The following is a 23,660-nucleotide window of genomic DNA, read 5'->3' as shown; positions in this document are numbered from 1 at the left end:
GAGGATTGCTCGAAGCATTGCTATTTATTTCCTCTACTCCCATCAAACTTTCATCTCTTGCGAAATCATGTGGCATCGAAAAAACTGAGGCCAGAGAACTTTTAGATGAATTGATTTTGGATTACGAAGAAAGAGAAGGTGGGTTTTTACTGCGGGAGATTGCAGGCGGATACCAATTCATCACAAGCCAAACATATAGTGAGGCCCTCTCTCATATATTTAAAGATAAAAAGAGAGAAACACTCTCTCGGGGTACTTTAGATACCTTAGCGATATTAGCATACAAACAACCTATCACCTTAAGCGAGTTAGATGAGATTCGTGGAGTTTCTTCGCGTGCGATGGTTGCATCATTGATTTCAAAAAAATTAGTGAAGGCTGTTGGCCAAAAAGAAGTTCCAGGACGGCCAACTCTATACGGAACAACAAATGAATTCTTAATCCACTTTGGTCTGAGTAAATTGGCGGATTTGCCTACTCCAGTCGAAGTGAAGGAATTAAAATTTGAAGAACTCAGCCCTGAAAGTTTTGAGATTACCGATGAGCCAGAAGTCATCAATCCAGATTTTGATACAAATTCCTTACCAGAAGAGCTACGATGATGAGCAGTGCCGAGGAAGAATTAAATAAGTTACGATCTAAAATTGATGAGATAGACTCACAAATCATTCGATTGATTCAGGAAAGAGCTAGTTTCGCGAAAGAAATCGGGCATGTAAAAAAGAATTCGAATGAAGCCATTTACCGCCCAGATAGAGAACGTGATGTATACGAAAAAGTAACCAAACAATCAAAGGGGCCACTTCCAGATTCAGTTCTACGGGCAATCTACAGAGAGATGATGTCAGGAACAATTGCCTTGGAGCACCCTCTGCAAGTGGGCTATTTAGGTCCTGAAGGATCTTTTTCTTATGAGGCACTCAGAAATAAATTTGGATCCTCGATTGAATCGATTCCCTTGCCTACAATCCCTGACGTGTTTCGCGCGGTTGATTCAGGTCAGATTGAATATGGCATTGTCCCCGTTGAAAACTCCACGGAAGGACATGTTAGTTCCACCTTAGATATGTTATTGGAATCTCATGTAAGTATTTATTCAGAATCTTATCAGAAAATTCAATTCTCACTTCTCGGCTATGAAAAAGATCTAAAAAAAATTCAGAAGATTTATGGAATTCGGATCGGCAATGAACAATGCCGAAATTGGATTTCTGCCAATCTCTCTCACGCAGAGATCATAGAAACATCTTCAACTGCAATGGCCGCAAAGACAGTCGCTGAAAAAAAAGAAGGAGCTGCGATTGCATCCAAGATTGCTAGTGAAACCTATGGCTTGGATATCATAAAGGAAGGGATCCAAGACTTTTCAGGAAACACAACTCGATTTTTAGTGATTGGAAAAACTGATTGTCCAAGAACAAGTAGCGATAAGACATCTATCGTTTTTTCCTTACCCAATCAAGTTGGCTCGCTTTTTTCTGCACTTTCTCTTTTCCAAGACCATTCTATCAATTTACTAAAGATCGAGTCCAGACCGATGAAATCAAATCGTTGGGAGTATAACTTTTTCATCGATTTTAAAGGCCATAAAAACGATCCACTCATTGAATCTGTCTTATCTGATTTGAAGACTAGATGCCTAACACTAAAGGTATTGGGTTCTTATCCGATCTCAGAAGAGAATTTATGATGACAAATCAAGAAGTGCTCATCGTTGGTATGGGACTTATGGGCGGTTCTCTCTCGCTTGCAATTAAAGAGAGATGCAAAAATTTCAGAGTAACAGGCGTTGTTCGATCTGAAAATTCCAAAAAAACTGCTGAGTCTATGCATTTAGCAGATGAAATCCTTTTAGATTCATCCTTAAGTGTTTCCTTTCCTTGGGGGAACTATGACTTTATTATTTTTTCTACTCCAGTTGATTCTGTTATTCGCTACATTCCAATGCTACCCAAAAGTGGGAAGACTTTTATAACTGATTTGGGATCTACAAAAAAGACGATCATTGATGCAATCAACAGACATTTCGGTGAAGATCATAGGTATCTTTCTTCTCACCCTATGTGTGGGTCTGAATTTTCGGGTCCTGCAGCGGCCAAGGTAGACTTGTATGATCAAAAACTATGTATTTTGACAAAAGCGAATTCTACAAGTATAGACGCATATGATTTTATCAGAGGTTTTTGGGAGCAAATCGGATGTTGGACTTTGGATATGGATGCCAAAGAACATGATGAAACCTTAGCCTACTTATCTCACCTTCCTCATATTATCTCCACATTGTTAGTTGATACTGCCATTGAAAATGAGACCGTCAAGAAGATCATTAACGCGACTGACAAGCCGATTACGGGCGGTGGCTTTCGCGATATGTCTAGGATTGCAGGTTCTAATTTCGAAATGTGGTTATCTATCTTTCGAGAGAATCAAACTTACGTTTACGAATCCTTATTAAAATATAGAGACCAATTGAATTCTATCCTAGAGGATTTTTCCAATGGTAAACCTCTTGAAGAGACTAGACTCCAATCGTTATGGAATCTAGCAAAAGAAGGAAAGAAAAAAATTCAGAAAGCAAATGAAGCAGATTAAAAGTTTAACAAAGTTTTCTGGTTGTTCCGCTGGAATTTTAACCAATCAAAGTGCTTTTGGCTTTGAAGGAAAATACCATTTTGAGGCTTATTCTGAAATAGTATCCCTAAAAACATTGTTTTTACCAGAGCATGGTTTGTTTGCTGAGCTTCAAGATCAGGTCAGCGGTAAAGATTTAAGTTATTTGTTTGGTGACCTTCAAATTGTAAATCTTTACGGAGATACAGAATCTTCTCTTGTGCCAGAATCAAAAATTCTCCAAAGTTTGGATCTGATTATTATTGATATTCGAGATGTCGGATCTCGTTATTATACGTTTTTGACTTCTGCCTTCTATATGATGGAAGCCGCTTCTGAAATCAAAAAAAATGGAGGGAAAGCTCCCATTTTTGTAATCGTAGACTCTCCGAATCCAATCGGAACAAAGGTAGAGGGGAGTCCATTACAGGTAGCCTTTGAATCTTTTGTTGGTGTACGGACTGTGCCACATCGACATGGGCTTAGTCCTGGTGGATTGTTAAGTTATTATAATCTGGAATTCCATCTAAAACTAGATGTCGCTGTTGTTCCAATAGGTGTTTACCATCCAAAAAAATTTGATAGCTTTTTGTGGGTACCACCTTCCCCAAATATACCTACACAAAATACCTGTTATGTGTATCCGGGTCAATGTTTGTTAGAAGGGACAAACCTCTCGGAGGGACGTGGCACGACAAAACCCTTCGAAACATTCGGAGCTCCCTACTTACAAGGACCAGAAAAAAGAGAGCTAGACCGTCGATTAGAATTGCACCAGGCCAAAAGTAAACAGATTCGGAAGTTAAGGTTTTTGCCGACCTTTCATAAGTTCAAAGACCAGATTTGTGAAGGATACCAACTGCTGATTTTGGATCCAAAAAAATTTCGATCCCTTTACTTTTCGCTGTTTTTGATTAAGAATACAAAAGAACTCTTTCCTGATGCATTTAAATTTTTGACAGGCGTGTATGAATTCCGCTCCGACAAACCAGCCATTGAATTACTTGTAGGAGATAGTTTTCTTTTGGATTACGTGAATGGAAAGGTGTCGGAAACTGCATGTTTGGAGTATCTTGAGCACCAAGAAAAACAATGGATTCTTAAAACAAAAGATTTCCGTTATTAATTTTTTTTGTCCGAAATAGGCTTGATCCTACTCTAAATTTTGTATATGAAGAAGTCTATGATTCAAACTGTACAAAGATTTTTCCTAGCGTTCCTTCTTTTATCTGCAGTATCAAATTGCGGATACAATCGCATCCAAGAATTAGATGAAGAAGTGTCAGCATCCTGGGCAGAAGTTCTCAACCAATACAAGAGGCGAGAGGATCTCGTCCCCAATTTAGTTGCGGCCACGAAAGGCTATGCGAATCAAGAAAAGGATATCATGAAAGGGATTGCGGAAGCACGTTCCAAACTTGGTTCCATCCAGGCGACTCCAGAGTTACTCAGAGACCCAGAAGCTTTCTCTAAGTTTACACAGGCACAAGGTGAGCTAGGTGGCTTTTTAGGTCGTTTGATGTCGATCCAAGAGAATTATCCAGAACTAAAATCAAGCCAGTTGTTCTCAGATTTAACGGCTCAATTGGAAGGCACTGAAAACCGCATTACAGTTGCTAGAAATAGGTTTATAAAAGCAACAAAAGACTACAATGTGTTCATTCGACAATTCCCTCAAGTGCTAACCGCAAAGGCTTTCGGCTATGATGCCAAACCAACCTTTACCGTAGCGGATGAGAAAAAAATTGAAAATGCTCCCAAAGTAGAATTCTAAAACTGAAAGTAAACAAATGGGCTCGAAACTGCTACACTGTAGATTAGAAATGCAGTGACGAGCATGATTGCGGAAATTGAATACAATATAAAAGGACGCTTCATGAAAAAATCAAAAGCGTCCTCTTTTTTGTTCTGCACAATATCCACGAAGAAAAGGAGAAATACAGCTAAACCCATTTCGAATGTAAAATCAAGGCTCAATCCTTTTGCAAATGTAAACATCCTTTCAAAAATCACAAAGGACACTTGAATTCCGTAAGGTATCGTTTCGGTTGGCCTTGCTCGAAAGAAAAAAATTGAGAGCACAAAAATGGCACAAGGGTAGATTGGCTGGAGAATCTTGGGAACGGAATCCCAGGCGTTTCTGGCCTTTTGGAACTTAAAAACAAATTTTTCTACAACCATCATACTTGCGTGAGTGGCCCCCCACAACACATAGGTCCAATCTGCTCCGTGCCAGATTCCAGAAACAAAAGTAGTAACAAAAAGATTGATAAACGCGATCAGTTCTCCCTTTCTGTTTCCACCTAATGAGATATAGACGTAATCTCTTAACCAGGAAGAAAATGAAATATGCCATCTGCGCCAAAGTTCCGTCAAAGTTCCCGACAAAAATGGTCGGTCAAAATTTTTTGGAATATGAAACCCTAGTATACGACCGGTTCCAATGGCGATATCTGAGTATCCAGAAAAATCACAATAGATTTGAATGCAGAATAAAGTTCCTGCAGATAACAAAGCAATTCCAGAATAGGAATGAGGGTCGGCGAAAGCAGGATCTACCGCGAGAGTCAATGGATCGGCAACAAAAGTTTTTTTAAAGACTCCCCATAAAAATTGGCGTATGCCCTTATGGAGATTTTCCCATTCAAATTCTTTTGGTTCCAAAAATTGGTGCAACACATCACTCGCTCGTAAAATGGGCCCAGCAACAAGTTGGGGAAAAAAAGATAAAAATAATCCAAAGTGAAAGATAGATTTTGCCGGCTGAACGATTCCTCTATGGACATCGATCGCATATGAAATTGCTTGCAACGTAAAAAAACTAATCCCCATCGGAAGGACAAGCCCCACTAGAGGAATTGCTTGCGGATCGCATATTTCACGACCTAAAAGCAGATTAATGGTCTGAATGGAAAAATCTAGATATTTAAAGATGAATAATAAACCCAAATTTGCCCAAATGGCAACGGACAGCCAAAGAGTTTTATAGAGTTTTGTGGTCGCACGAACCATTTGGTCGACAGCTAATTTTGTACTGACAAAAGAAAAAACTAGCAATATCAAAAATGGAAGCTTAAAAATCGCGTAAAAGTATAAGCTAACAATAAATAATAGAATCCCCTGCATACGTTTGGGAATTAAAAAATATGTGATAATAACAATCGGTGCGAAGAGAAGATAGTGAACTGAATTAAATAACATTTATTTTAATTTTCCCAATTCTGTTTTTAACGATTTAGCAACCCATTCATTGCCTAGCTTTGTTAGGTGCCCATCTCCCGGAATGAAGAAATCTCGGATTTTGGATAATTTGATTTCACTTTGTTCCTCAAATTTTGTTCCACACATTTCAGGAGTGTAATCTGTCAAATCGATTGAGTGTACCGATTTGGTCTTCCAATAGGCTTTTGCTTGGAGGCTATAATTTCCGAGCGGATGGTATTTCCCATTGAGATGACAATAGATTTCTTCAACTTGCACTGGTATAAATACAGGATGCAATCGAAATCCTTTTTCAAGGCTCAACTGATACAGTCGGTCATATGACTTTTTTGTCAGATCTGGCAGGGGAGGAAGATCTTTTTCATTCGGTGCTTTGTCAATGCAAGTGAATTCATGAACAGGAATTGGTTCTGGACAAACGACCGTAGTTTGATTTTCTTTTTTTCTGCAGACTTTTGGGCTTACTTGTCCTAAGAAAAAAGATTCCCATAAATATCGATCCGGCTGAAAGAAGATTTGGTTTAGTTCCTCAAAAAAAGCCAATTTTGTTTGTTGGCTAAGTAGGATGGATTGTTCGTAAGATAGTTTTAAAGCTTGTAGAACATAGGAAACTCTTGTCGCTTCAAATTGTAATTTGAAATTTCGTTTCCAAGTAGGGTCATTTTCATGCAAGGCATCAAGTTCATCGTCTGGCAAAATCCCTTGTTTTCTGAGAACTTCCGGCATCGCAAAATCATTGGGAGAGATAAATACTAATACTTCTTTTGGCTTATCGATTTGCTGTAAAATATCTTCCAGTCGTTTTGCATAGCCTAAGGACCCATACGCATCAACACCCAAGTTTAGTGATTGGTGAACTTTGTCTCCTATCTTGATACCATCGAGAAGAGAACAAAATGTTTCATGGTCAGAAACACCAAATCCCATGACCATACTATCACCAAGACAGAGCAATTTAGGAGAATTGGGATCAGCTTCTTTCGTACCTCGAATGCCTAGAGAATTAGTGGTAAACTGGCCTTGCCACAAACTAGCATAGTGTTTTATGAAACGCGCTTCCTTCTTTTGGAGGGTGACTCCATATTCGGGATGGTAGGCATGAAGTAGCTTAACATCCCGATAGTATTGCAAACCTTTTGGTTTTGAAATTCGGAGGAGGAGTTCAACGCCGATGAAAACAAAAACCGCACTCGTAAAAACCAGAAGTACTGATTTCAGAAAAGACTTCATCCCTCAAAGATTTCTAATCTGGATAGCCTTGCAAGCATAGCTTACATGATTTTTTCGAAAAATAAATAACTCACTGCGAGGCTTCCTGCGTATTGGACCATGATGAGGAAGGAGATAGGAATCTGCATCCAGAGAGGACTCGTCGAAAATCCTTGGTAGGCAAGGTAAGTTGCCACACTTAAGATCATTTCAGGGACCAAAACATAATGGGCAATCCCGTAAGACATCTTAACATTTTGGGCATACCAAGATCCAAGTTCATTGGAAAAAGCTTCCGACAAACCAAAGACTACGACGGATAAAAATGCGACCCAAAGGCAAGTACCAATGATGGAAACGGAACGTTCCTCTAGTTTTATGCCTGTGTAGACAAGCACAAATAATGGAATCGACCAAAGGCCTGCCATGTATGCCGACACCGTGCCAATTTTGGCAAAGCCATCTTCTGGAAATACTAACACAGAGAGTACGCCAGAAAGAAACCAATCAGGTACGACCATCATAATGGAAAGCGGCAATAAAAAGAGCCAAATCCGAAATAGATTATAAAACCGGAATACAAGGCTCACTAGAGGGAAGCTGATTTGAAAGAGGAGAACGAGCAGAAAAAACTTCCATCCTTGAGAAAAATCTAGGAAACGAAGCACACAAATTGATATAATAGTAAAAACGCTAAAATAAGCAAATAAAAAGGACTCTTCTAAAAAATGGACTTTCTTCATAGATGCAAAAGATTTTATACATCCGTTTCTTATAAATCAATCTTAATAATTTTCCTTCATTTTAATTTTTTAGGGATTGAGGCCAAAGAGAAATCCAATTTACAGCCGATCAAAATCGCTTTCGGTTCTTGTATGGACCAAGATTTAGAAAAACAGATTTGGAAATCAGTGCTAAACACAAATCCGAATGTCTGGTTATGGTTAGGGGATAATATTTATAAAGATACCTATGATAAGCAGGAAAAGGAACTTGCGTATGCGAAACAAAAACAAGAGCCACTGTATAGCTTACTCAGGACAAAAACAAAGGTATTGGGAGTCTGGGATGACCACGACTTCGGGATCAATGACTCGGGTATGGAGTATCCAAAAAAAGAAATGTCTAGAGATCTTTTCTTTCAATTTTTAGATATCAATCCGAAAAACCATGCCTTACCTAAAGAAGGTATTTACCAAAAATGGATTCTTCAGGAAAGGAACCTAAAGGTGCGATTTTTTCTTCTGGATACTAGGACTTTTCGTACGGCACTTAAGAAAGGATATTGGGATTCTATCCAGAGAGAGGGATATATAGAAGATGACAGTCCAGAAACGGATATGTTAGGCAAGGAACAGTGGTCTTGGTTGGAAGCCAATATCAAACCCGAAGGAGAAGATTTAAACATCATTGTTTCAAGTATACAAGTGTTAAATGATACTCATCCTTTTGAGAAGTGGTCAAATTTTCCGAAGCAAAGAAAAAAATTATTAAACCTGATTGCAAAACACATCCCCAAAAACACCATCCTCCTTTCTGGGGATAGACACATCGCTGAAATTTTTGAGGAGAGGGGAGAGAAAGGTAATCTTTACATAGACTTCACATCTAGCTCTCTGAATAAGCCTATCAAAGGTCTCTACCAAGAAACCCAAGACGAAAGACGAAAAAGTAAAGTCATAAGCCAGGAAAACTTTGGTTTGATTGAAGTGAGAAAACAAAAACGAAAATTACACATCTCGTTAAAAATCATTGGACTTGAGGATGTTTTGGAGGAAAGGGCTTATCTGCGTTTGGTGGGAGATACTGGGATCGAACCAGCGACCTCTACCATGTCAAGGTAGCGCTCTAACCAGCTGAGCTAATCCCCCAAACGTAAAACCAGTTCACCAGAGAGGGTTTCTGAGTAAAGTCAGTTTTCCGGAATCATTGAATCCTCTGAAGTCAGAATAAAATAGATCTTCCAAGGATACTCGGTTCTGGACAGGTTTCCTTCCGATGAGCACGATCCGATTTTTGGATCGGGACAATCCCACATATAAAATCCGTCTTTCTTCTTCGAGGCTCTCTTTTATTTGGGACTGTGAAATTGTCCAACCGGTAGACAGATCTAACAGTACGGTTGAATACTCCAAACCTTTTGCTGCGTGGATAGTTGAGACTTGCTCGTCTCTTAGACCTGCTCGTTTCCACTCATGCTTTCGGTAGTTGGAACGAACGAGTAAAATTGAGTCCGTATCTTGAGTAAAATATGTTTGAACTCTTTCGAGAATACCTTGTGTAACCTTTGTGGTCTCCTGAGGAAATTCTATTCTCTCAAACAAAGCGCAGCCTTTGCGATGGGCAAAAACTTGTTTATCAATCTTGTCTTTATTCTTGCGGATAGCATGGGTTGAGAGGTTCACTATACCTGATAGGGAGCGATAGTTTGTGCTCAGTAAGAATTGAACCGCACCTGGGAAAAATTTGGGAAATTCAAGGAAGGGTTCTACACTTGCTCCTCGAAAACCATAAATTGCTTGCCAATCATCACCTACGACTGTTATATTCCTCGGTTGCATCATTTTCAGAATGTGTAACTGAGAAAAATCTGTATCTTGAAACTCATCAACAAATATATAGTTGTAACGGTTTTTGATTTCAGTAGTCCAATCTTCCTTGTTTTGGAGTCCCTCAAAAATAAATTGCGGGAGGTCATCAAATTCATATCGATAACTCTTTGTTTTCCACGTGCGAAGTTCTGATTGATAGGTAAAAAATATTTCTGGAAATTCAGTCCTTAACAAATATGCATTTCTCTGGAATAGTAAGGCGAAGGGGATCCCGCCAACTTGAAATTTGTAATTTGTAAGGAATTCTAATGTAAATTTTATCTTTTCTTCTTCTGCTAGGATAACAATGGAATGGCGCTTGAATAAAGGGTGATATAAATTTAGATTTCTATAACAGAAGGCATGGAATGTAGAGATGTGGTAGCAACTTGAAAGACCTAGACCTGCAATGCGATGGGAAAGTTCTTCTGTTGCCTTGTTTGTAAAAGTAATCAAAAGTGTTTTTTCAGGGAGAAAGCTGGGGTCCTTTTCTAAGTGAGTCAAAATGCCCATCAAAGTTGCAGTTTTTCCTGAACCAGCTGCAGCTATGATCTGTTTGATTGGTTCCTTGGATTCTATAATGCGCTGTTGTTCATCACTCCACACGGAAGGAATGGTCTATGAATAGGGGTCTTGGTTTCCGATTTAATTAAAAATCTGCCCTTACAATCAACCAATAGGTTCGAGTTTCATAAGAAGGTGTACCAGCCGCAAGTGAAACATCACCAGCGGCATTATTGATTGGATAGAGTTTTGTCTCATTTAGCAAATTGCGAACAGAAAAATTCAAACTAAATATCTCGTTGATTTGGTAATTTATTGCACCGTTTAACATATGCATGCCTGCAACTCTCGTCCCATTCGGTGCAAACCAATTGTAATTGTATAAATAATTAATCCCTATATTCAAATCTTTATGTGCTTGGATTTGTAGATGTAGGCGCGAGATATTTTCTGGGTAAGCGCGAAAATGAGGATTTCTTGTATCACTTGTTAAATATTGAGAGCGATGTAATTCTGTACTTGCTCCCAAAACTTTGACGAAAGCATGGCTGATTCCTAAGCTGAGTACTTTCCATTGATAATTTGCACTCACTTCTGTTCCGCCCTGCCTGAGTATTCCCGGAGTATTCCGAAAGAAAAAATACCCACCCCAATCGCCTGGCTCATCAGTGCCAATCCTTCCTACTTTGAAAGTATCTGGAGTCGGAAAAATTACACCTACATCGATGACATTTTGAATCATATTATAGAATAATACTGCATCGAAATTAAATTTATTGTTTGGTTTCCAACGGGAAGCTAATTCAAAACTTTGCATTTTTTCAGGCTTTGCTTGTGGGATATTCCTAAAGATTGTGTTTTGCCCATTTCCATCCACCGTTGGAATCTGTGCACTTTGTACTGAGCTAAAATTGTCACTTCTCAGGAGCCCGTCTTTTTGGTAACCTCCCGTATAGGAGACACCGACTGCTCCTCGGAATCCTTCCTGGTAAGATGCGCGAAAAGATAGTTGCGAGTTAGGTGAAAATAATGTTCCTAGTCTAGGTGAAACATTTTCACCCCAATATGGATGTTTATCATATCGCAATGCAGTGAACAAATCCCACTTCTGAGATATTTTATATGAATCTTCTAAAAAAATACTCCCAACTTGAATGGTATTGGTAAAAACAAATTTATTGGTCTCGTTTACCTGGAATGGTGATGCTATATTTCTAGCGGGGTTGAAAAAACTCGCTGCTTCCGCTCGGTTCACTATAAAGTTATTACCGTTATCATCCTTCTGACCAAGATCATATTTTCGAATTTCCACCCCAATGGCTAATTTATTATTTGATGATGTTTCCCAAGTAAGCGTACTAGATCCGCCATATCGATTTTCCCTTGTGCCTCCTAAAGTCACTCCTCTGTGGGATTGGAAACCAAAGTCATCTTGCGTGTAGTAAAATTTCGATAATATATTTATTTTTTCACTTAAAGGATATAAATAGGAGATAGATCCATGTCGGATCTGGTTGTTGACTTCATTGCGATCGCGATAAAAATTAAACAAATCTCGATTCTGATTTGTGAAAAAAGTATTTAGTTTTAAATTTTTGTATTCAATATTTCCTAGGATGACTTCATTTTTACTTCTTTCGAGCGCGTTACCGCTCGCCTGTGCTATGTTAGGGTAAAAGGATCCGCCAAATAGAGTATTTGTCCTTAGTACGGATTGTTCTCTTGGGTCTGTGATTTGTTCCAGACCAGAAATCTCAGCACCTTCGTAGGCTCTTTGCCTCGTCCAGCCTTCACTTCTTAACTTTTGCCCCTCATAATTCATTTTCGAAATATAAAAATAGGCTTTCATATCTTCAATCAAGGCTCCTCTTTGGCCTGATTGGATTTGGTAACTCCTAAAACCATCTTTCCCAGCACCGACGCTCACATTTGTTTGTGGGAAAGACATACCATCCTTGGTTACAATATTGATTACACCCAAAAGAGCACCTTGGCCTAAAGTGACCGAACCCGGTCCTCGGATTACTTCAATCCTTTGAATATAAGAAAGATTCATACTATTAATAATGGAATCAGGTGGACCAAATTGCCATTCGGTGTTTAGATTAAATCCGTTGATTAACAAAAGGACTTTAGAATTTGAATCGGGTGCTAATCCTCGAAACCCAGCAATGGTATCATCCTGGTCTTCTACCTTGAAAAAACCGGGAACATAAATCATTAATACATCATTCAGTGTTCTTCCTCCGGAGAGGAGAATCTGCTTTTCACTAATAATGGTAACAGATACTGGTTGTTTTTCTGCTTCGCGAAAGATATTTGATGCTACCGTTACGTTTTGTTCGGATAGAATCTGGAATACATCCTTTTTTGATTGTTCGAATTTTTCTTCTGATAAAGTAAAGTTTCTATGCTTTTTGATTTCGCTATTGAAAACGTATTCTTGCAAATTGTCTACTTTGACCTTTCTTTTTGTATTTGTTTTTATACGTATGATGATTTTTCGAATCCACTCTCGTTTTTGGCTCTGCCTATCATTCGTAAATTCTGAAGGATCGATCTTTACATTGGGAAATTCATCTAAAGGATTGACTTGGTTGTAGGCATCAATGAGTTCGTTTGTATCTGGCCTATAAATTTGAGAAAAGATACTCCAATTGGGTTTGGTTCTGACAAATCCATCAAGATAAAAGTCTGATTTTAGTTTGCGTGCTTCTTCGTGAGGTAAGTTACTCAACTCGACTTTAAATCCTTCTTTTTTTAAACCTTCTGCCAATAAGAGTCGAAATTCCTCTATCTCTGGATTGGATTCTTCTTTGTTTTCTAAGGACAGAAATTTTCCGACGGTCACAGTTTGGATATTTGCATCATCTGCGAGGAGATTCAAATTATAATGAAAGGCTATCATAACACAGAGTAGTTTTAGAAAAACATTCTTAAACATCTTACTGTTGCCTTCTTTCTAAAGCTTTCAGGGCATCTCGTTTTTTGATTGAGAGCCTTAAATATTCTTGTGCCGTCTTTTCACTCGGATCAATCAGCAATACTTTTTCGAATCGGTCGATTGCTTCCTCATATTCTCTTTCTTGGTAAAATTGAATTCCATTTTGTAATAAGTTAGGTATTTTTGAATACTCTGATTTGCGTAGGCTATCTAACTCATTTTTTGCAGTTTGATTTTGCGGATATGTTTGGATTGACTCAAGATAGGATTTAATCGCTTCAAAAGAATTTCCCTGAGTTTTTAGGCTATTGCCTCTGTTTCGTTCTTTTTCACTTTGAGCGATAGTTGCATTCAAATATCCATCTTTTGCAATCTCTAAGTTGGGGTTTATATCCAATGCTTTTTTATATTCCGCTCGTGATTGAGCAAAATTACCTATCGCAAAAAATTCCTTCGCTGATCTAATGATTTCTCTTACCTTTGATCCGGAAATTTTTTCTATTGTTAATTGTTGGTATTGTTTTGCCGATTGGTTGTTGGGATCACTTTTGAGTATAGAATCAAAGACAGACTTTGCTGACTTCCATCTTTCCTCATTCAGCAATTGTATTCCCAAGGAGTATAACTTCGCATTTTTAGCTCTCTCTAGGATAGGATTGGATAAAGGAATATTTGATGCTTTTGCATAACTTTCATTTAAGATAAAGTTAAATTGTTTTGGCAATTGGATGCCTTCAATTTCGCAACTAGATTGTTTTGAAAGTATCCTATTGACCATTTCACCGGTCTCAATGCCAATCGCTGTGTAATCAGGATTGATGCCAAATGTAGCCCCAGATTTAACTAAAGCAGGAAAAGAACTCATAAGAATAATCGAATTATCTAAACTATACTTTGAAATTATTCCAAAGTTTTCAGCATCGTACAGCGGATCAGCTGGGATAAAAATTGCGTCGGGTTTAACCTCCAATGACTTTAATTCTTTGGTTAAATTGGTCCTGGTTATTTTTTTTCGTTGGAAGATGAGTTTGTATTTAAGATCATAATGCTCTCCCTCCTCTGTGCTATAATTTCCCTCATCCGAAGAATAGAAGGCGTATACATTTTTTGAACTTACAGAAAATTCACGTAGAGTTTGAAAGAAGAATTCAATAGGAGTATGCATACTCATTCCACAGAGTTGAGAAGGATTGGAACTCAGCCCTTTGGGAAAATTAATCATAGAAAATACAATCGGGATTTTGAGACCAGCATCTAGCGCGTATTTTGTTGCTGTTTTACCAAGGGTAATCACAATTTGGATTCCCTTTTTTTCTAAATTTTGGAAGTAGCGTGATGGTTCTTCAAATTCATTTAGAATCAAATCGTAATAGTCTACTTTAATCTCTCTTTGTAAACTTGTTTGTAGACCAAATAAGGCCTGTTCATAGATGGAATTATCAGAAGAGATGATGACTTGGATTGTTGGAGTTGATTCCGCATAGATACTTGATAGGGAAAGCAAAAAAAGAATGAGCGTTTGTTTTAATTTCATTTCTTTTGCCTTTTTTTACTCGGTTCTTTGGTCTTCGTTTTTTTGTATTCTTTGATTTTCTCTACAAAACTTATATCCATTTTTATGGATGCATTCCAATATTCCTCAGCTTTTCTTCTCTCCTTAAGATTGAAGTATGTACAAGCAATTTTGAACTTTATATTCGCATCATCCGGATCTAAAAATTCTGCCCTTTCTAAATACTTCAAAGCAGCCGAATCATGCTGTAAGCTGATGAGTCGTTCCGCAATAAGCAGAGTTTCACTTTTCAGTTCTGTAGGACTTTTTCTTGATATTTCACCAAGTAAAAACTCTTTATCCAGGTATGAGACTGTCTTTGTCGTGATTTTTTGGAGTAGAGAATTTGCTCTCTCGTGATTTGGAACAAGTGACAGTACTCTTTCCAGGAGAGCTTTGGCTCGGCCCTCTATTCCCGATTGTAGATATACATCTGCTAGGTGGATTAAATTTAAAATGTGCTTAGGATCTCTTAGAAATAGTCGTTCGCCATAATCGGCTGCAAGTGATAGTTTTCCAAGTTGGTGTAATAGTTTGGATATCTCAAATAGAATTTCTTGGTCAGAAGGCTCTCGTTTTTCATACTCTAGATAGGCTTCTAAGGCATCTTGCCAGACATTCAACTTAGAATAAGCCTTACCGAGGATAAGAAAATAATCGGAAGGTAGACGATTCGGAAATTTTTTAATTTCTGAGAGTGCTTCCTCGGGTTTATTTTCAGCTACTAACTGTCTGATCTTTTGCCAATTTGATTCTGCTGGGATAGTTAAATGAGGATGGTCGAGAGCCCGTTTATCTTGGTAAGAAATAGATAAGAGTGATATGTCATCATAAAGTTTTCCTGATTCTTTAATCTCTTCTAAGATTTTAAAAAGGTCACCTTTCGATTGTTCCACACGCTTTAGAAATAGGTTTCCATCTTCATTGATAATCTCCATGTCACCTTCATATCCAATAATGACGTCATCTCTTCCATCTGAACCAGTGATGAGTATGTCACCATCATGCATTTGAAATGTGCGAATATAAAATCTACTTTCTTGCCCTGGCGTTCCTATTTTACTTATGGATACCTGCTCTTCCAAAAAACTTGCTTTGCCATCACGATAGAGCACTGTCCATGGATGCTCCGCGTTGATGTAATACATCATTCCATTTTCTGTATCTATGAGACCCATGCAAACAGAGATGTACATTGTTCCGTCAAATGATAAAAAGACATTTTGTAAATCTAGAAATCTTTCTTTAATCCATATCTCAGGAAATAGCTTTGACTGAGAAAATGTTCTAGAGCGTATAAGTCCAGCATTGAATACAACTCCTAAAGCAAGAGCACCACCTGCTCCTTGTATTGACTTTCCCATAGCATCTGCATTCAAAAACACAGTGTACTCTCTTTGGTTTAATTGGATAGTGTCTGTAATACAAATATCACCCCCAATTTGAGATTCCCAATTTCTGAAGGAAAATTTTTTCTTTTGTTCTGTGATGAAATGAGTGATTACATTTTTACTAAAATTATTGTTTGAAGATAGTGGCTCTAAAAGCAGAGATGTAAGGTAATAATCACCATCTTGGGCAATTTTAAGATTTTTGACCTCCGTCAAACTTTGGTTGAGTTCTTCAGTTCTCTCTTGCACCTTCTTCTCTAAATTTTGAGTAAAATCATAAATTTGTTCCCCCATTCTATTGAAGGCATGGGCAAGTTGCCCGATCTCATCCTTGCCGTAGAGTTGAATTCTATGCTCAAAGTCACCAGATCCAAATTTTTGCGCTCCTTGGTTCAGAACTTGAAGGGGATAAGAAAAGGAGATAGAAATAAAAAAGGCAATTCCGATTCCAAATCCAAATAGTAAAGTGGAGTATAATAAAATCGAATTTCTAAGATCTTTGATAGGCAAAAAGATTTCTTCTGCATCAAATTCGAAAACTGCAGTGCCGACTCGAATTTTTTTATTTTTGTATTTTATAAATATAGGATATGCAAATTCTAATATGGAAATATTGTTTAGTACTAATTCTCTAGAGGTTAATATATCAAGTTTGGAGTAGTAGGGTAGATTTTCCTCTATCTTTGCTTCTGGAATCGTTTTTAGATTTAATCTGGCTTTTACTTTACCATCTAGATCGATAATATAAGTATCTCTTAATGCTTTTATTTCCGATTCGCGAAGTTTTGTAAGTGCTGAAGTGGATGCCTCATAGGTATCTCCGACTAGGAGCTCATCATCTGCGATTTTTGCTATGTTATTGGCTATGTTTCGACAGACTTCATACGTTTTTTCTAATACGAGATTCTTATTTTGGAAGTAAACAATAGTAGATAATGGAATGACACAGAGAACCACAATTCCCGAGACGAGGAGTATCATCTTTGTCCGAAGTTTTGTATTTTCCAGTAGATGGAAATGGCCTGTCTTCACGATGCGAATCCGATGCAATATTCAATTGCTTCGAAAGACAATGTAAAGGAAAAAAGATAAACATCCTTTTTATTTTAGCACTTCATCTTAAAAATAGATTCGTGCCGAGTAGTTTTCTTGAGGCTGTCCGTATAACAACGACAAGACTTAATGACTTATAGTCGGTTCGGTCGTTGAGGCAAAAAGCTTAAGAAGAACCAGCCCCTAAACCAGAGCTGGTATGTGGACTAGAGGCGAAAGTTTGCCATTGGAAACTTTCCTGTAATCTCTGCAACCCCTGCTTTTACTTTATTCTTCCAACTTTCATCGCCAAAATGATCAAGGAAGTCACAAATCAAGTCACCGACTGCCTTCATTTCATCATCTTTCAATCCTCTCGTAGTCAGAGCAGGGGTTCCCAATCTGATTCCACTCGCCACCGCCGGCGGATTTTTATCAAAAGGAATTGCGTTCTTATTTACAGTGATTCCCACCGCATCTAATCCATCGGCAGCATCTCTACCCGTGAGACCTTTTACGGAAACATCTAAGAGCACTATGTGGTTGTCCGTTCCGCCCGAGACAACACGGTACCCCCTTTTTTGAAAGACCTCTGCCAGAATTTTTGCATTTTTCACAACTTGTTTGATATAGGTTTTAAACTCAGGTTGCAAAGCTTCACCAAACGCCACGGCCTTAGCCGCGATGACATGCATCAAGGGCCCTCCTTGGATGCCTGGGAAAACTTTTGAATTCAGACTCTTTTCATGTTCAGCCGAGGATAGGATCAAACCTCCTCTCGGTCCCCGCAATGTTTTGTGAGTGGTTGTGGTAACAAAGTCACAAACGCCTATAGGAGAAGGGTGTTCACCTGCCACCACCAAACCAGAGATATGTGCTATATCGGCCATCAGTTTGGCTCCTATAGAATCTGCAATCTCTTTAAACGTATTAAAATTGATGATTCTTGGATATGCTGAGGCACCGACAACTATAAGTTTTGGCTTATGCTCTTTTGCTAATTTGGCAACTTCGGAATAGTCTATCGTTTGGTCTTTTTCTGTTACACCATAGGGAATAGGTCGAAAGTACTTTCCACTGATATTCACAGCAGAACCATGTGTTAGGTGTCCTCCGTGGGCTAAATTCATTCCGAGGAATGCATCGCCAGGTTCTAGGGTGGCGAGAAATACCGCCATGTTTGCTTGAGCCCCACTATGTGGCTGAACGTTTGCATATTCTGCACCAAACATTTTTTTTGCACGGTCAATGGCCAACTGTTCCACCACATCGGCATTTTCGCAGCCATTGTAGTATCTTTTACCAGGATATCCTTCTGCATATTTATTGGTAAGGGTGCTGTGGTAAGCCTCAAGAACTGCTCGAGAGACAAAGTTTTCACTGGCAATCATTTCCAAGGACTTTTCCTGTCTTTCGTCCTCGTGTTTCAGGGCTTGGAATACTTCTGGGTCTTGGTTTTGTAGTTGGCTCATGTGGATATTTCTCTGTTCAATAAATATGTCAAAGATTCGTATTTTTTCTTACGAATAATTTCAGATTCTCGTAAGACCTGCTTACGAAAAGAAGAAAACCCTGGATGAAAGAAGGAAAATTCATCCTTCCACTTGGACTCCGCACCTTCCAAGTAGGTATGGAGTGCAAAGAAGAGTTCTTTTCCGAAAGCTTCTTCATCAAATCTTTCAGGTAGCGCGGTTAAAAAATCTTTGTGCGATCTACGTTTGCGATACTCAGGTTCTTCTGGTGGATGGGGCATTAGGTCCATCACGTCTTCAATCAGTTCCTCTTTGAGGATCAAGGTTCCGTGTTGGACGATACAATTTTTCTTTCGAAACTGTGCATTCCCTGAAATCTTTTTCAGCTTACTCTCCGTTTGCAAGACGATGTCTGATTTACCTTCCATGCTAGCAAATATATTTTGTTTTGCCAATGCCGTAGTTACCAATGACAGAAGGATCTGGTAAGACTCTTTCACCGCATAGAGTTCAGGTCTTTGGTTCAGATTCACATAAATGGAATAGTTTATATTTCCTTTCTGGTTCTGAAAAACAGTACCACCACCAGAAGCCCGTCTTGCTATGTAGGTCAGATTAGGAATCATATGTTTTGGAAGATTTGAAATTTTTGAGCGCCAATCCAAAAATCTTTGGATGACATCCTCTTTGATTGTTTGGTTGGGATTTTCCGATAAACCTAGAACAAGAGTGGATGGATTCCTCCAGACGCGTATACCTGCAGTGATGCCAAATTGATTGAGTTGAAGTGAGATAGCTTCTTCTACCGCTAAATTATAGTAAGGCGATCTTATATTCTGGGAATGGAAAAAGAATATGCGAGGATTCACTCGTTGAAGTACTTTTGCGAGGCTTCGTTTAAAAATTTCTTCTCTGCGCGGGAAAGCGAATTCATGCCATGCTGAGAGATCTTTTCTAATAGTTCATCCACGTGTTTCTTTGCATTTTCTCTTTTGTTCATTTCTTCTTGGTACCTTTGGAATCTTCGTTTTTGGAGGTAACGGGAGAGAGACCAGGTAGGTTGTTTGGACTGTGATTGCCAGGATCTATACACCTTCATTAGGAAAAACGCTCCCAGGATGCCACCTAAATGTGCCATGTGGGCAATCTGTCCGCCTTGAGAAAAAACAATCATCAACATCAAAATGAGTACAAAAAACTTTGTTTTAAGGGGGAACACCAACATAAACAACACTTCTCTATTTGGCCAAATGATGGCATACGCACACAAAAGTCCAAAGGTTGCTCCGCTTGCCCCAAGAACGATCCCTTGCGGGAATCCAAGATAGGCAGCGATTAAGGTCACTAGACCTCCCATACTCGCGCAAAACAGGTAAAATTTTAAGAAGGCTCTACTGCCAAATTGGTTTTCTAACTCGGAACCAAACATCCACAATGTAAGAAGATTCATCAAAAGGTGCATGATATCCCCGTGGAGGAAAGAATAGGTTACCAACTGCCAGAGATAGCCATGCAGAACATCCTGAGGATGGAGAGCAAATAGGGATTCTATCCATGGAGATTTGAATGCCAATCGAACTATCATTTGTAAGACAAAGATTGCCGCGTTCGCGATAAGCAGGATTCGTACCATAGAAGTCATTTCAGGGCCGAGTCTGAGTTGGTATCCGGAAGAGCGTGGGGGCATAAATTCAAAGTCGCAAATCTTGAGTGACAAGGAAAGTTCATTTCTAAGAATCGAGGAAGTGGTTGTACAGTTATTTGGAGTCCGAGGCTCAATCGCCGCTCCACTCCGAAATCAAGAATATAAAAAAAAGATCCTGGAAGCTTTGAGCCTCTACCAAGAGTCAGGGAAGGGCCAAAGCCCCGAACAATTTTGGAAGTCTCTACCTTACCACGTAAAATTTGTGACAGGAAGCGACACAACCTGTATCAAACTTACCGATCATCAGGGCAATCTCTACATCATAGATATGGGCACTGGCATCCGTAATGTAGGGGATGAATTGATCCAGGACTACCTAAAATCACCAGGGCCAAGGACAGTCCATATTTTTGTTACGCACACACATTGGGACCATATCCAGGGTCTTCCTTTCTTTAAACCGATTTACTTCCCTGATTTTACTTTAAAGTTTTATTCTCCTTATTCAGATTTGCAAGCTCGTTTGGAACGCCAGCAAAACCCGGAGTTTTTTCCGGTCACATTTTCATCTGTCGCCTGCCAAAAAGAGTTCAAATACTTCAGCCCAGGCGATGTCTTACGATTTGGCAGTGGCATAGAAGTGAAATGTTACCCTTTACGGCACCCAGGAGGTTCTTTTGCCTATCGGTTTGTCACTGCAGAAGGGAAGACATTTATCTTTGCGACTGATGCGGAGTTTACCGGCCAAGATATGGAGATAATCCATGACTCTATGGATTTTTTCCAAGGAGCAGATCTACTTATTTTAGATGCACAGTACACTTTGGATGAGTCCTTTTCCAAATTTGACTGGGGCCACACATCTTACACTATGGCTGTAAATTGTGCCACTTCTTGGAATGTAAAGAATCTTGTGCTCACGCACCACGAACCAACATACACTGATCAAAAAATCCATGAAATCTTTGAAGCGGCTGTAGACCATAAAGATCTTTTAGGTGCCAAAAACTTAAAGATCCATTTGGCTAGAGAAGGACTTCGCTTCCACCTTTAGATACCATATGAACCAGGAAAAAACTCTTAAAATTACTCTATCGATCTTTTTCGTTATCTCTCTCTTAGGTGGATTGTTCTTTGGGTACATCCTATCCGAAGTCAACCAAGGTAAAGAGCTCCAAAAATTGGCCTCCTACCAACCGACCACTCCTACAAAACTTTATGATGCCAATGGTGTACTCTTTGCGGAGTTGTATAGACACAAACAAGAACTACTAAAATACCAAGATATTCCTCCTCATGTTATCCATGCTTTTTTAAGCGTAGAGGATGATAATTTTTTCAACCACTTTGGTATCGATTTTTTAGCGATTGTAAGAGCGGCCATTAAAAATGTGTTAGCTGGACGGATTGTACAGGGTGGCTCCACTCTCACTCAGCAATTAGCAAAAACCATACTCCAAGAACGTAAAAAGACCTTCGCACGAAAGTTTTTGGAAGCTCTTTTGACTCTACAAATTGAACAGGAATATACAAAAGAAGAGATTTTAGAAATCTACTTTAACTTGATCTACCTCGGCCATGGTACGACAGGTTTATCTTCTGCTGCCAATGTCTATTTCCAAAAAGATGTACGAGACTTAGATGTGGCAGAAGCGGCTCTCCTTGCTAGACTCCCCAAGGCTCCAGTCACATATTCTCCCTTTAAAAACCCCATGGAAGCAAAGAATGCACATAAAATTGTTTTGGGCTTAATGGCTAAGAATGGTTTTATCCCGGAAGAAAATGTGCAAAAAATTCATGAGGAGTTTTGGCAGAAGTATTGGCCCATTGTTGTCACACAATCCCCCTCACGCTCCACTTGGGGTACAAAACTCAACCGAGCACCTCACTTTACCGAATACGTTCGCCAAATCCTTGAAAAACAAGTGGGAGAAGATGCTGTTTATACAGGCGGGCTCAAGGTATATACTACACTAGATGTTCGTAAGCAAGAAATTGCAGAAGAGGAATTACGTAAATCTCTTATCGAACAGGATCGATATGCGTTTGGTGCAAACTTTCGTTATGCGGGAAGGGCAGATCGATCATTAGTTTCATTGTACAATCTCTTGGGTTCTGTATTCCCAGTAGGTGTTCCTTTTATCACAAACTTAGATGATAGGCAGGTCTTTCGACTTCAACTGGAAAAGGAAATGGCGCCAGCCCTAGAACTTTTAACAGATTTTGTTCCCTCTGAAAATGAGAGTGCAGCGGTCAAAGAGTTTAGACGTTCCTCTCTTGTATTTTCTTCCAACTTACACGTAGAGGGCGCTATTATTACCATAGACCACCAAACGGGCTATATCCAAACGATGGTTGGTGGATCTAGGTTTACCCCCAAAAATCAGTTCAACCGTGCAATGTCTGCAAGGCGGCAAACTGGTTCTGCATTCAAGCCTATGGTCTATGCCGCCGCGATTCAAAACAGAGCCGTAGGATCTGGCACTGGGATTATGGATGCACCTCTGACTACTTTGACAGAAGAGGGAGAAGGATATTCGCCTCAGGATATCTCTGGTGACTTTCGTGGTATGGTCCCACTTTCACGGGCTTTATCTTTATCTTTGAATATCGTTTCTGTACAAGTTTTGATGAGAACTGGCACCGACTCAGTCATTGATTTTGCCTCCAAAGTTACTAAGGCGAATAAAGCTCGTTTCCCAACAGGTCCCGCCCTTGCCTTAGGAGTGGCAGAGCTTACTCCCTATGAAATGGCTGTTGCCTATTCCATCATGGCAAATCGAGGGAGAGATGTGATCCCGTTTGGCATTCGTTATGTGCTAGACCAAAGTGGTTCCATCCTCTACAACCGAGAGAAAGAAGTACAAGAAGAGTTAGCAGAAAAGGCGAAAAACGGAACAATACAAATCATCCCCGAGGCTACTGCTTATATCATCCGCCAAATGTTGATTGGAGTTGCCACCGGTGGTACGCCAACCGCTGCTTTACGAGATAGAGACAAAGGAAATTATAAAGGTATCTCTGGTGGAAAGACTGGCTCTACCTCATCTTATACCAATGTCTGGTACTGTGGTTTTGATCCGAAATTCACGACCGTTGTTTGGATGGGATTCGACAAGTCCTCTCTCTCCCTAGGGCAAGGAGTGACCGCTGCGGGTGTTGCAGCTCCTATTTTTGGTAAGCTATATTCCCGTTGGTACAATGGTGGTCCCTACCCAGAATTTCCGCAAGAAGAGGTCCCTAGCGATGTCGTCAAAGGTGCCACTTGCGCATTCAATGGGATGACTCCTTCTCCGACCTGTCCTTTGACTTCCAATCTCTTTCTAAAGCCCATCACAATCGCAGGCCGCAGCCTTTCTGTCCCTGGTGGGCGGCAATGTGACGGTGACCGGGACCACTTTCGCTCATTAGATCTCAAGGATTTCCTACAACGGGAGCTTGAAATCAGCGATGATGAGTTAAAATAAACTATACTTTGTAGCGTACTG

At 39.4% G+C, this 23,660-nt stretch carries 18 protein-coding genes and 1 tRNA gene; 8 read left to right on the top strand and 11 right to left on the bottom strand.

The window, feature by feature from the left end:
* Positions 1-5: 5 nt before the first annotated feature.
* From scpB to DI060_RS06850, 5 genes are read left to right on the top strand one after another with little or no spacing between them, the layout of a single operon-like run.
* Positions 6-602 (top strand): SMC-Scp complex subunit ScpB, encoded by a 597-nt coding sequence (gene scpB, locus DI060_RS06870; protein WP_439956901.1) that lies wholly within the window; start codon positions 6-8, stop codon positions 600-602.
* Entirely contained in the window at positions 602-1,690 is a 1,089-nt protein-coding gene (pheA, locus tag DI060_RS06865) for a prephenate dehydratase (protein ID WP_108975706.1), read from the top strand. Before scpB ends, pheA begins: the two co-directional genes overlap by 1 nt.
* The gene (locus DI060_RS06860) at positions 1,687-2,592 is read left to right on the top strand and encodes a prephenate dehydrogenase (protein ID WP_244594301.1); all 906 of its coding nucleotides are present in this window, start codon (positions 1,687-1,689) and stop codon (positions 2,590-2,592) included. The genes pheA and DI060_RS06860 overlap by 4 nt, the downstream gene beginning before the upstream one ends.
* A complete protein-coding gene (locus DI060_RS06855) occupies positions 2,579-3,736 on the top strand; it encodes a DUF1343 domain-containing protein (RefSeq protein ID WP_108975060.1) in 1,158 nt (385 codons plus the stop codon). The genes DI060_RS06860 and DI060_RS06855 overlap by 14 nt, the downstream gene beginning before the upstream one ends.
* A 57-nt stretch (positions 3,737-3,793) precedes the next feature.
* Entirely contained in the window at positions 3,794-4,384 is a 591-nt protein-coding gene (locus tag DI060_RS06850; RefSeq protein WP_209451993.1) for a LemA family protein, read from the top strand.
* Here DI060_RS06850 and DI060_RS06845 read toward each other — a convergent pair.
* The 3 genes from DI060_RS06845 to DI060_RS06835 are packed head-to-tail and all read right to left on the bottom strand — an operon-like array spanning position 4,381 to position 7,784.
* Complete coding sequence (locus DI060_RS06845; protein ID WP_108975056.1) at positions 4,381-5,811, bottom strand: MBOAT family O-acyltransferase; 1,431 nt, start codon at positions 5,809-5,811, stop codon at positions 4,381-4,383. The genes DI060_RS06850 and DI060_RS06845 overlap by 4 nt on opposite strands.
* The gene (locus DI060_RS06840) at positions 5,812-7,062 is read right to left on the bottom strand and encodes an LA_2490 family SGNH/GDSL-type esterase (RefSeq protein ID WP_108975054.1); all 1,251 of its coding nucleotides are present in this window, start codon (positions 7,060-7,062) and stop codon (positions 5,812-5,814) included.
* Positions 7,063-7,103: 41 nt separating this feature from the next.
* Positions 7,104-7,784 (bottom strand): DUF6989 domain-containing protein, encoded by a 681-nt coding sequence (locus DI060_RS06835; RefSeq protein ID WP_108975052.1) that lies wholly within the window; start codon positions 7,782-7,784, stop codon positions 7,104-7,106.
* Between DI060_RS06835 and DI060_RS19305 the strand changes: the two genes are divergently transcribed.
* Entirely contained in the window at positions 7,770-8,885 is a 1,116-nt protein-coding gene (locus DI060_RS19305) for an alkaline phosphatase D family protein (protein WP_108975704.1), read from the top strand. The genes DI060_RS06835 and DI060_RS19305 overlap by 15 nt on opposite strands.
* On the opposite strand, the gene DI060_RS06825 is transcribed toward DI060_RS19305, so the two are convergent.
* The 8 genes from DI060_RS06825 to DI060_RS06790 all read right to left on the bottom strand — a co-directional run bounded on the left by DI060_RS06825 (position 8,836) and on the right by DI060_RS06790 (position 20,214).
* Positions 8,836-8,912 (bottom strand) — tRNA-Val (locus DI060_RS06825). The genes DI060_RS19305 and DI060_RS06825 overlap by 50 nt on opposite strands.
* 15 nt (positions 8,913-8,927) lie before the next feature.
* Positions 8,928-10,238 (bottom strand): ATP-dependent helicase, encoded by a 1,311-nt coding sequence (locus tag DI060_RS06820; RefSeq protein ID WP_167836938.1) that lies wholly within the window; start codon positions 10,236-10,238, stop codon positions 8,928-8,930.
* A gap of 43 nt (positions 10,239-10,281) precedes the next feature.
* Positions 10,282-13,080 carry a TonB-dependent receptor plug domain-containing protein gene (locus tag DI060_RS06815; protein ID WP_108975048.1) on the bottom strand — a complete coding sequence of 933 codons (2,799 nt, stop codon included), beginning with the start codon at positions 13,078-13,080 and terminating at the stop codon, positions 10,282-10,284.
* Position 13,081: 1 nt separating this feature from the next.
* The gene (locus DI060_RS06810; protein ID WP_108975046.1) at positions 13,082-14,614 is read right to left on the bottom strand and encodes an ABC transporter substrate binding protein; all 1,533 of its coding nucleotides are present in this window, start codon (positions 14,612-14,614) and stop codon (positions 13,082-13,084) included.
* Entirely contained in the window at positions 14,611-17,055 is a 2,445-nt protein-coding gene (locus DI060_RS06805; protein WP_135355009.1) for a SpoIIE family protein phosphatase, read from the bottom strand. The genes DI060_RS06810 and DI060_RS06805 overlap by 4 nt, the downstream gene beginning before the upstream one ends.
* A 227-nt stretch (positions 17,056-17,282) precedes the next feature.
* Positions 17,283-18,527: a serine hydroxymethyltransferase gene (gene glyA, locus DI060_RS06800; RefSeq protein ID WP_108975042.1), complete on the bottom strand. Its 1,245-nt coding sequence runs from the start codon at positions 18,525-18,527 to the stop codon at positions 17,283-17,285.
* Positions 18,524-19,396, bottom strand: a complete 873-nt coding sequence (locus DI060_RS06795) for a lipoate--protein ligase family protein (RefSeq protein ID WP_108975040.1) — start codon at positions 19,394-19,396, stop codon at positions 18,524-18,526. Before DI060_RS06795 ends, glyA begins: the two co-directional genes overlap by 4 nt.
* Positions 19,393-20,214 (bottom strand): rhomboid family intramembrane serine protease, encoded by an 822-nt coding sequence (locus DI060_RS06790; protein ID WP_108975702.1) that lies wholly within the window; start codon positions 20,212-20,214, stop codon positions 19,393-19,395. The genes DI060_RS06795 and DI060_RS06790 overlap by 4 nt, the downstream gene beginning before the upstream one ends.
* Before the next feature lie 58 nt (positions 20,215-20,272).
* Here DI060_RS06790 and DI060_RS06785 point away from each other — a divergent pair, with 58 nt between their 5' ends.
* Together DI060_RS06785 and DI060_RS06780 are read left to right on the top strand one after the other, a co-directional pair.
* The gene (locus DI060_RS06785; protein WP_108975038.1) at positions 20,273-21,226 is read left to right on the top strand and encodes an MBL fold metallo-hydrolase; all 954 of its coding nucleotides are present in this window, start codon (positions 20,273-20,275) and stop codon (positions 21,224-21,226) included.
* Positions 21,227-21,233: 7 nt separating this feature from the next.
* The gene (locus tag DI060_RS06780) at positions 21,234-23,639 is read left to right on the top strand and encodes a penicillin-binding protein 1A (protein ID WP_108975036.1); all 2,406 of its coding nucleotides are present in this window, start codon (positions 21,234-21,236) and stop codon (positions 23,637-23,639) included.
* Positions 23,640-23,660 lie beyond the last annotated feature (21 nt).

The organism is Leptospira ryugenii, assembly GCF_003114855.1.
GTDB lineage: Bacteria > Spirochaetota > Leptospiria > Leptospirales > Leptospiraceae > Leptospira_A > Leptospira_A ryugenii.
The sequence above is the reverse complement of the archived record's forward strand: the minus strand, read 5'-3'. Positions and strand labels throughout refer to the sequence as shown.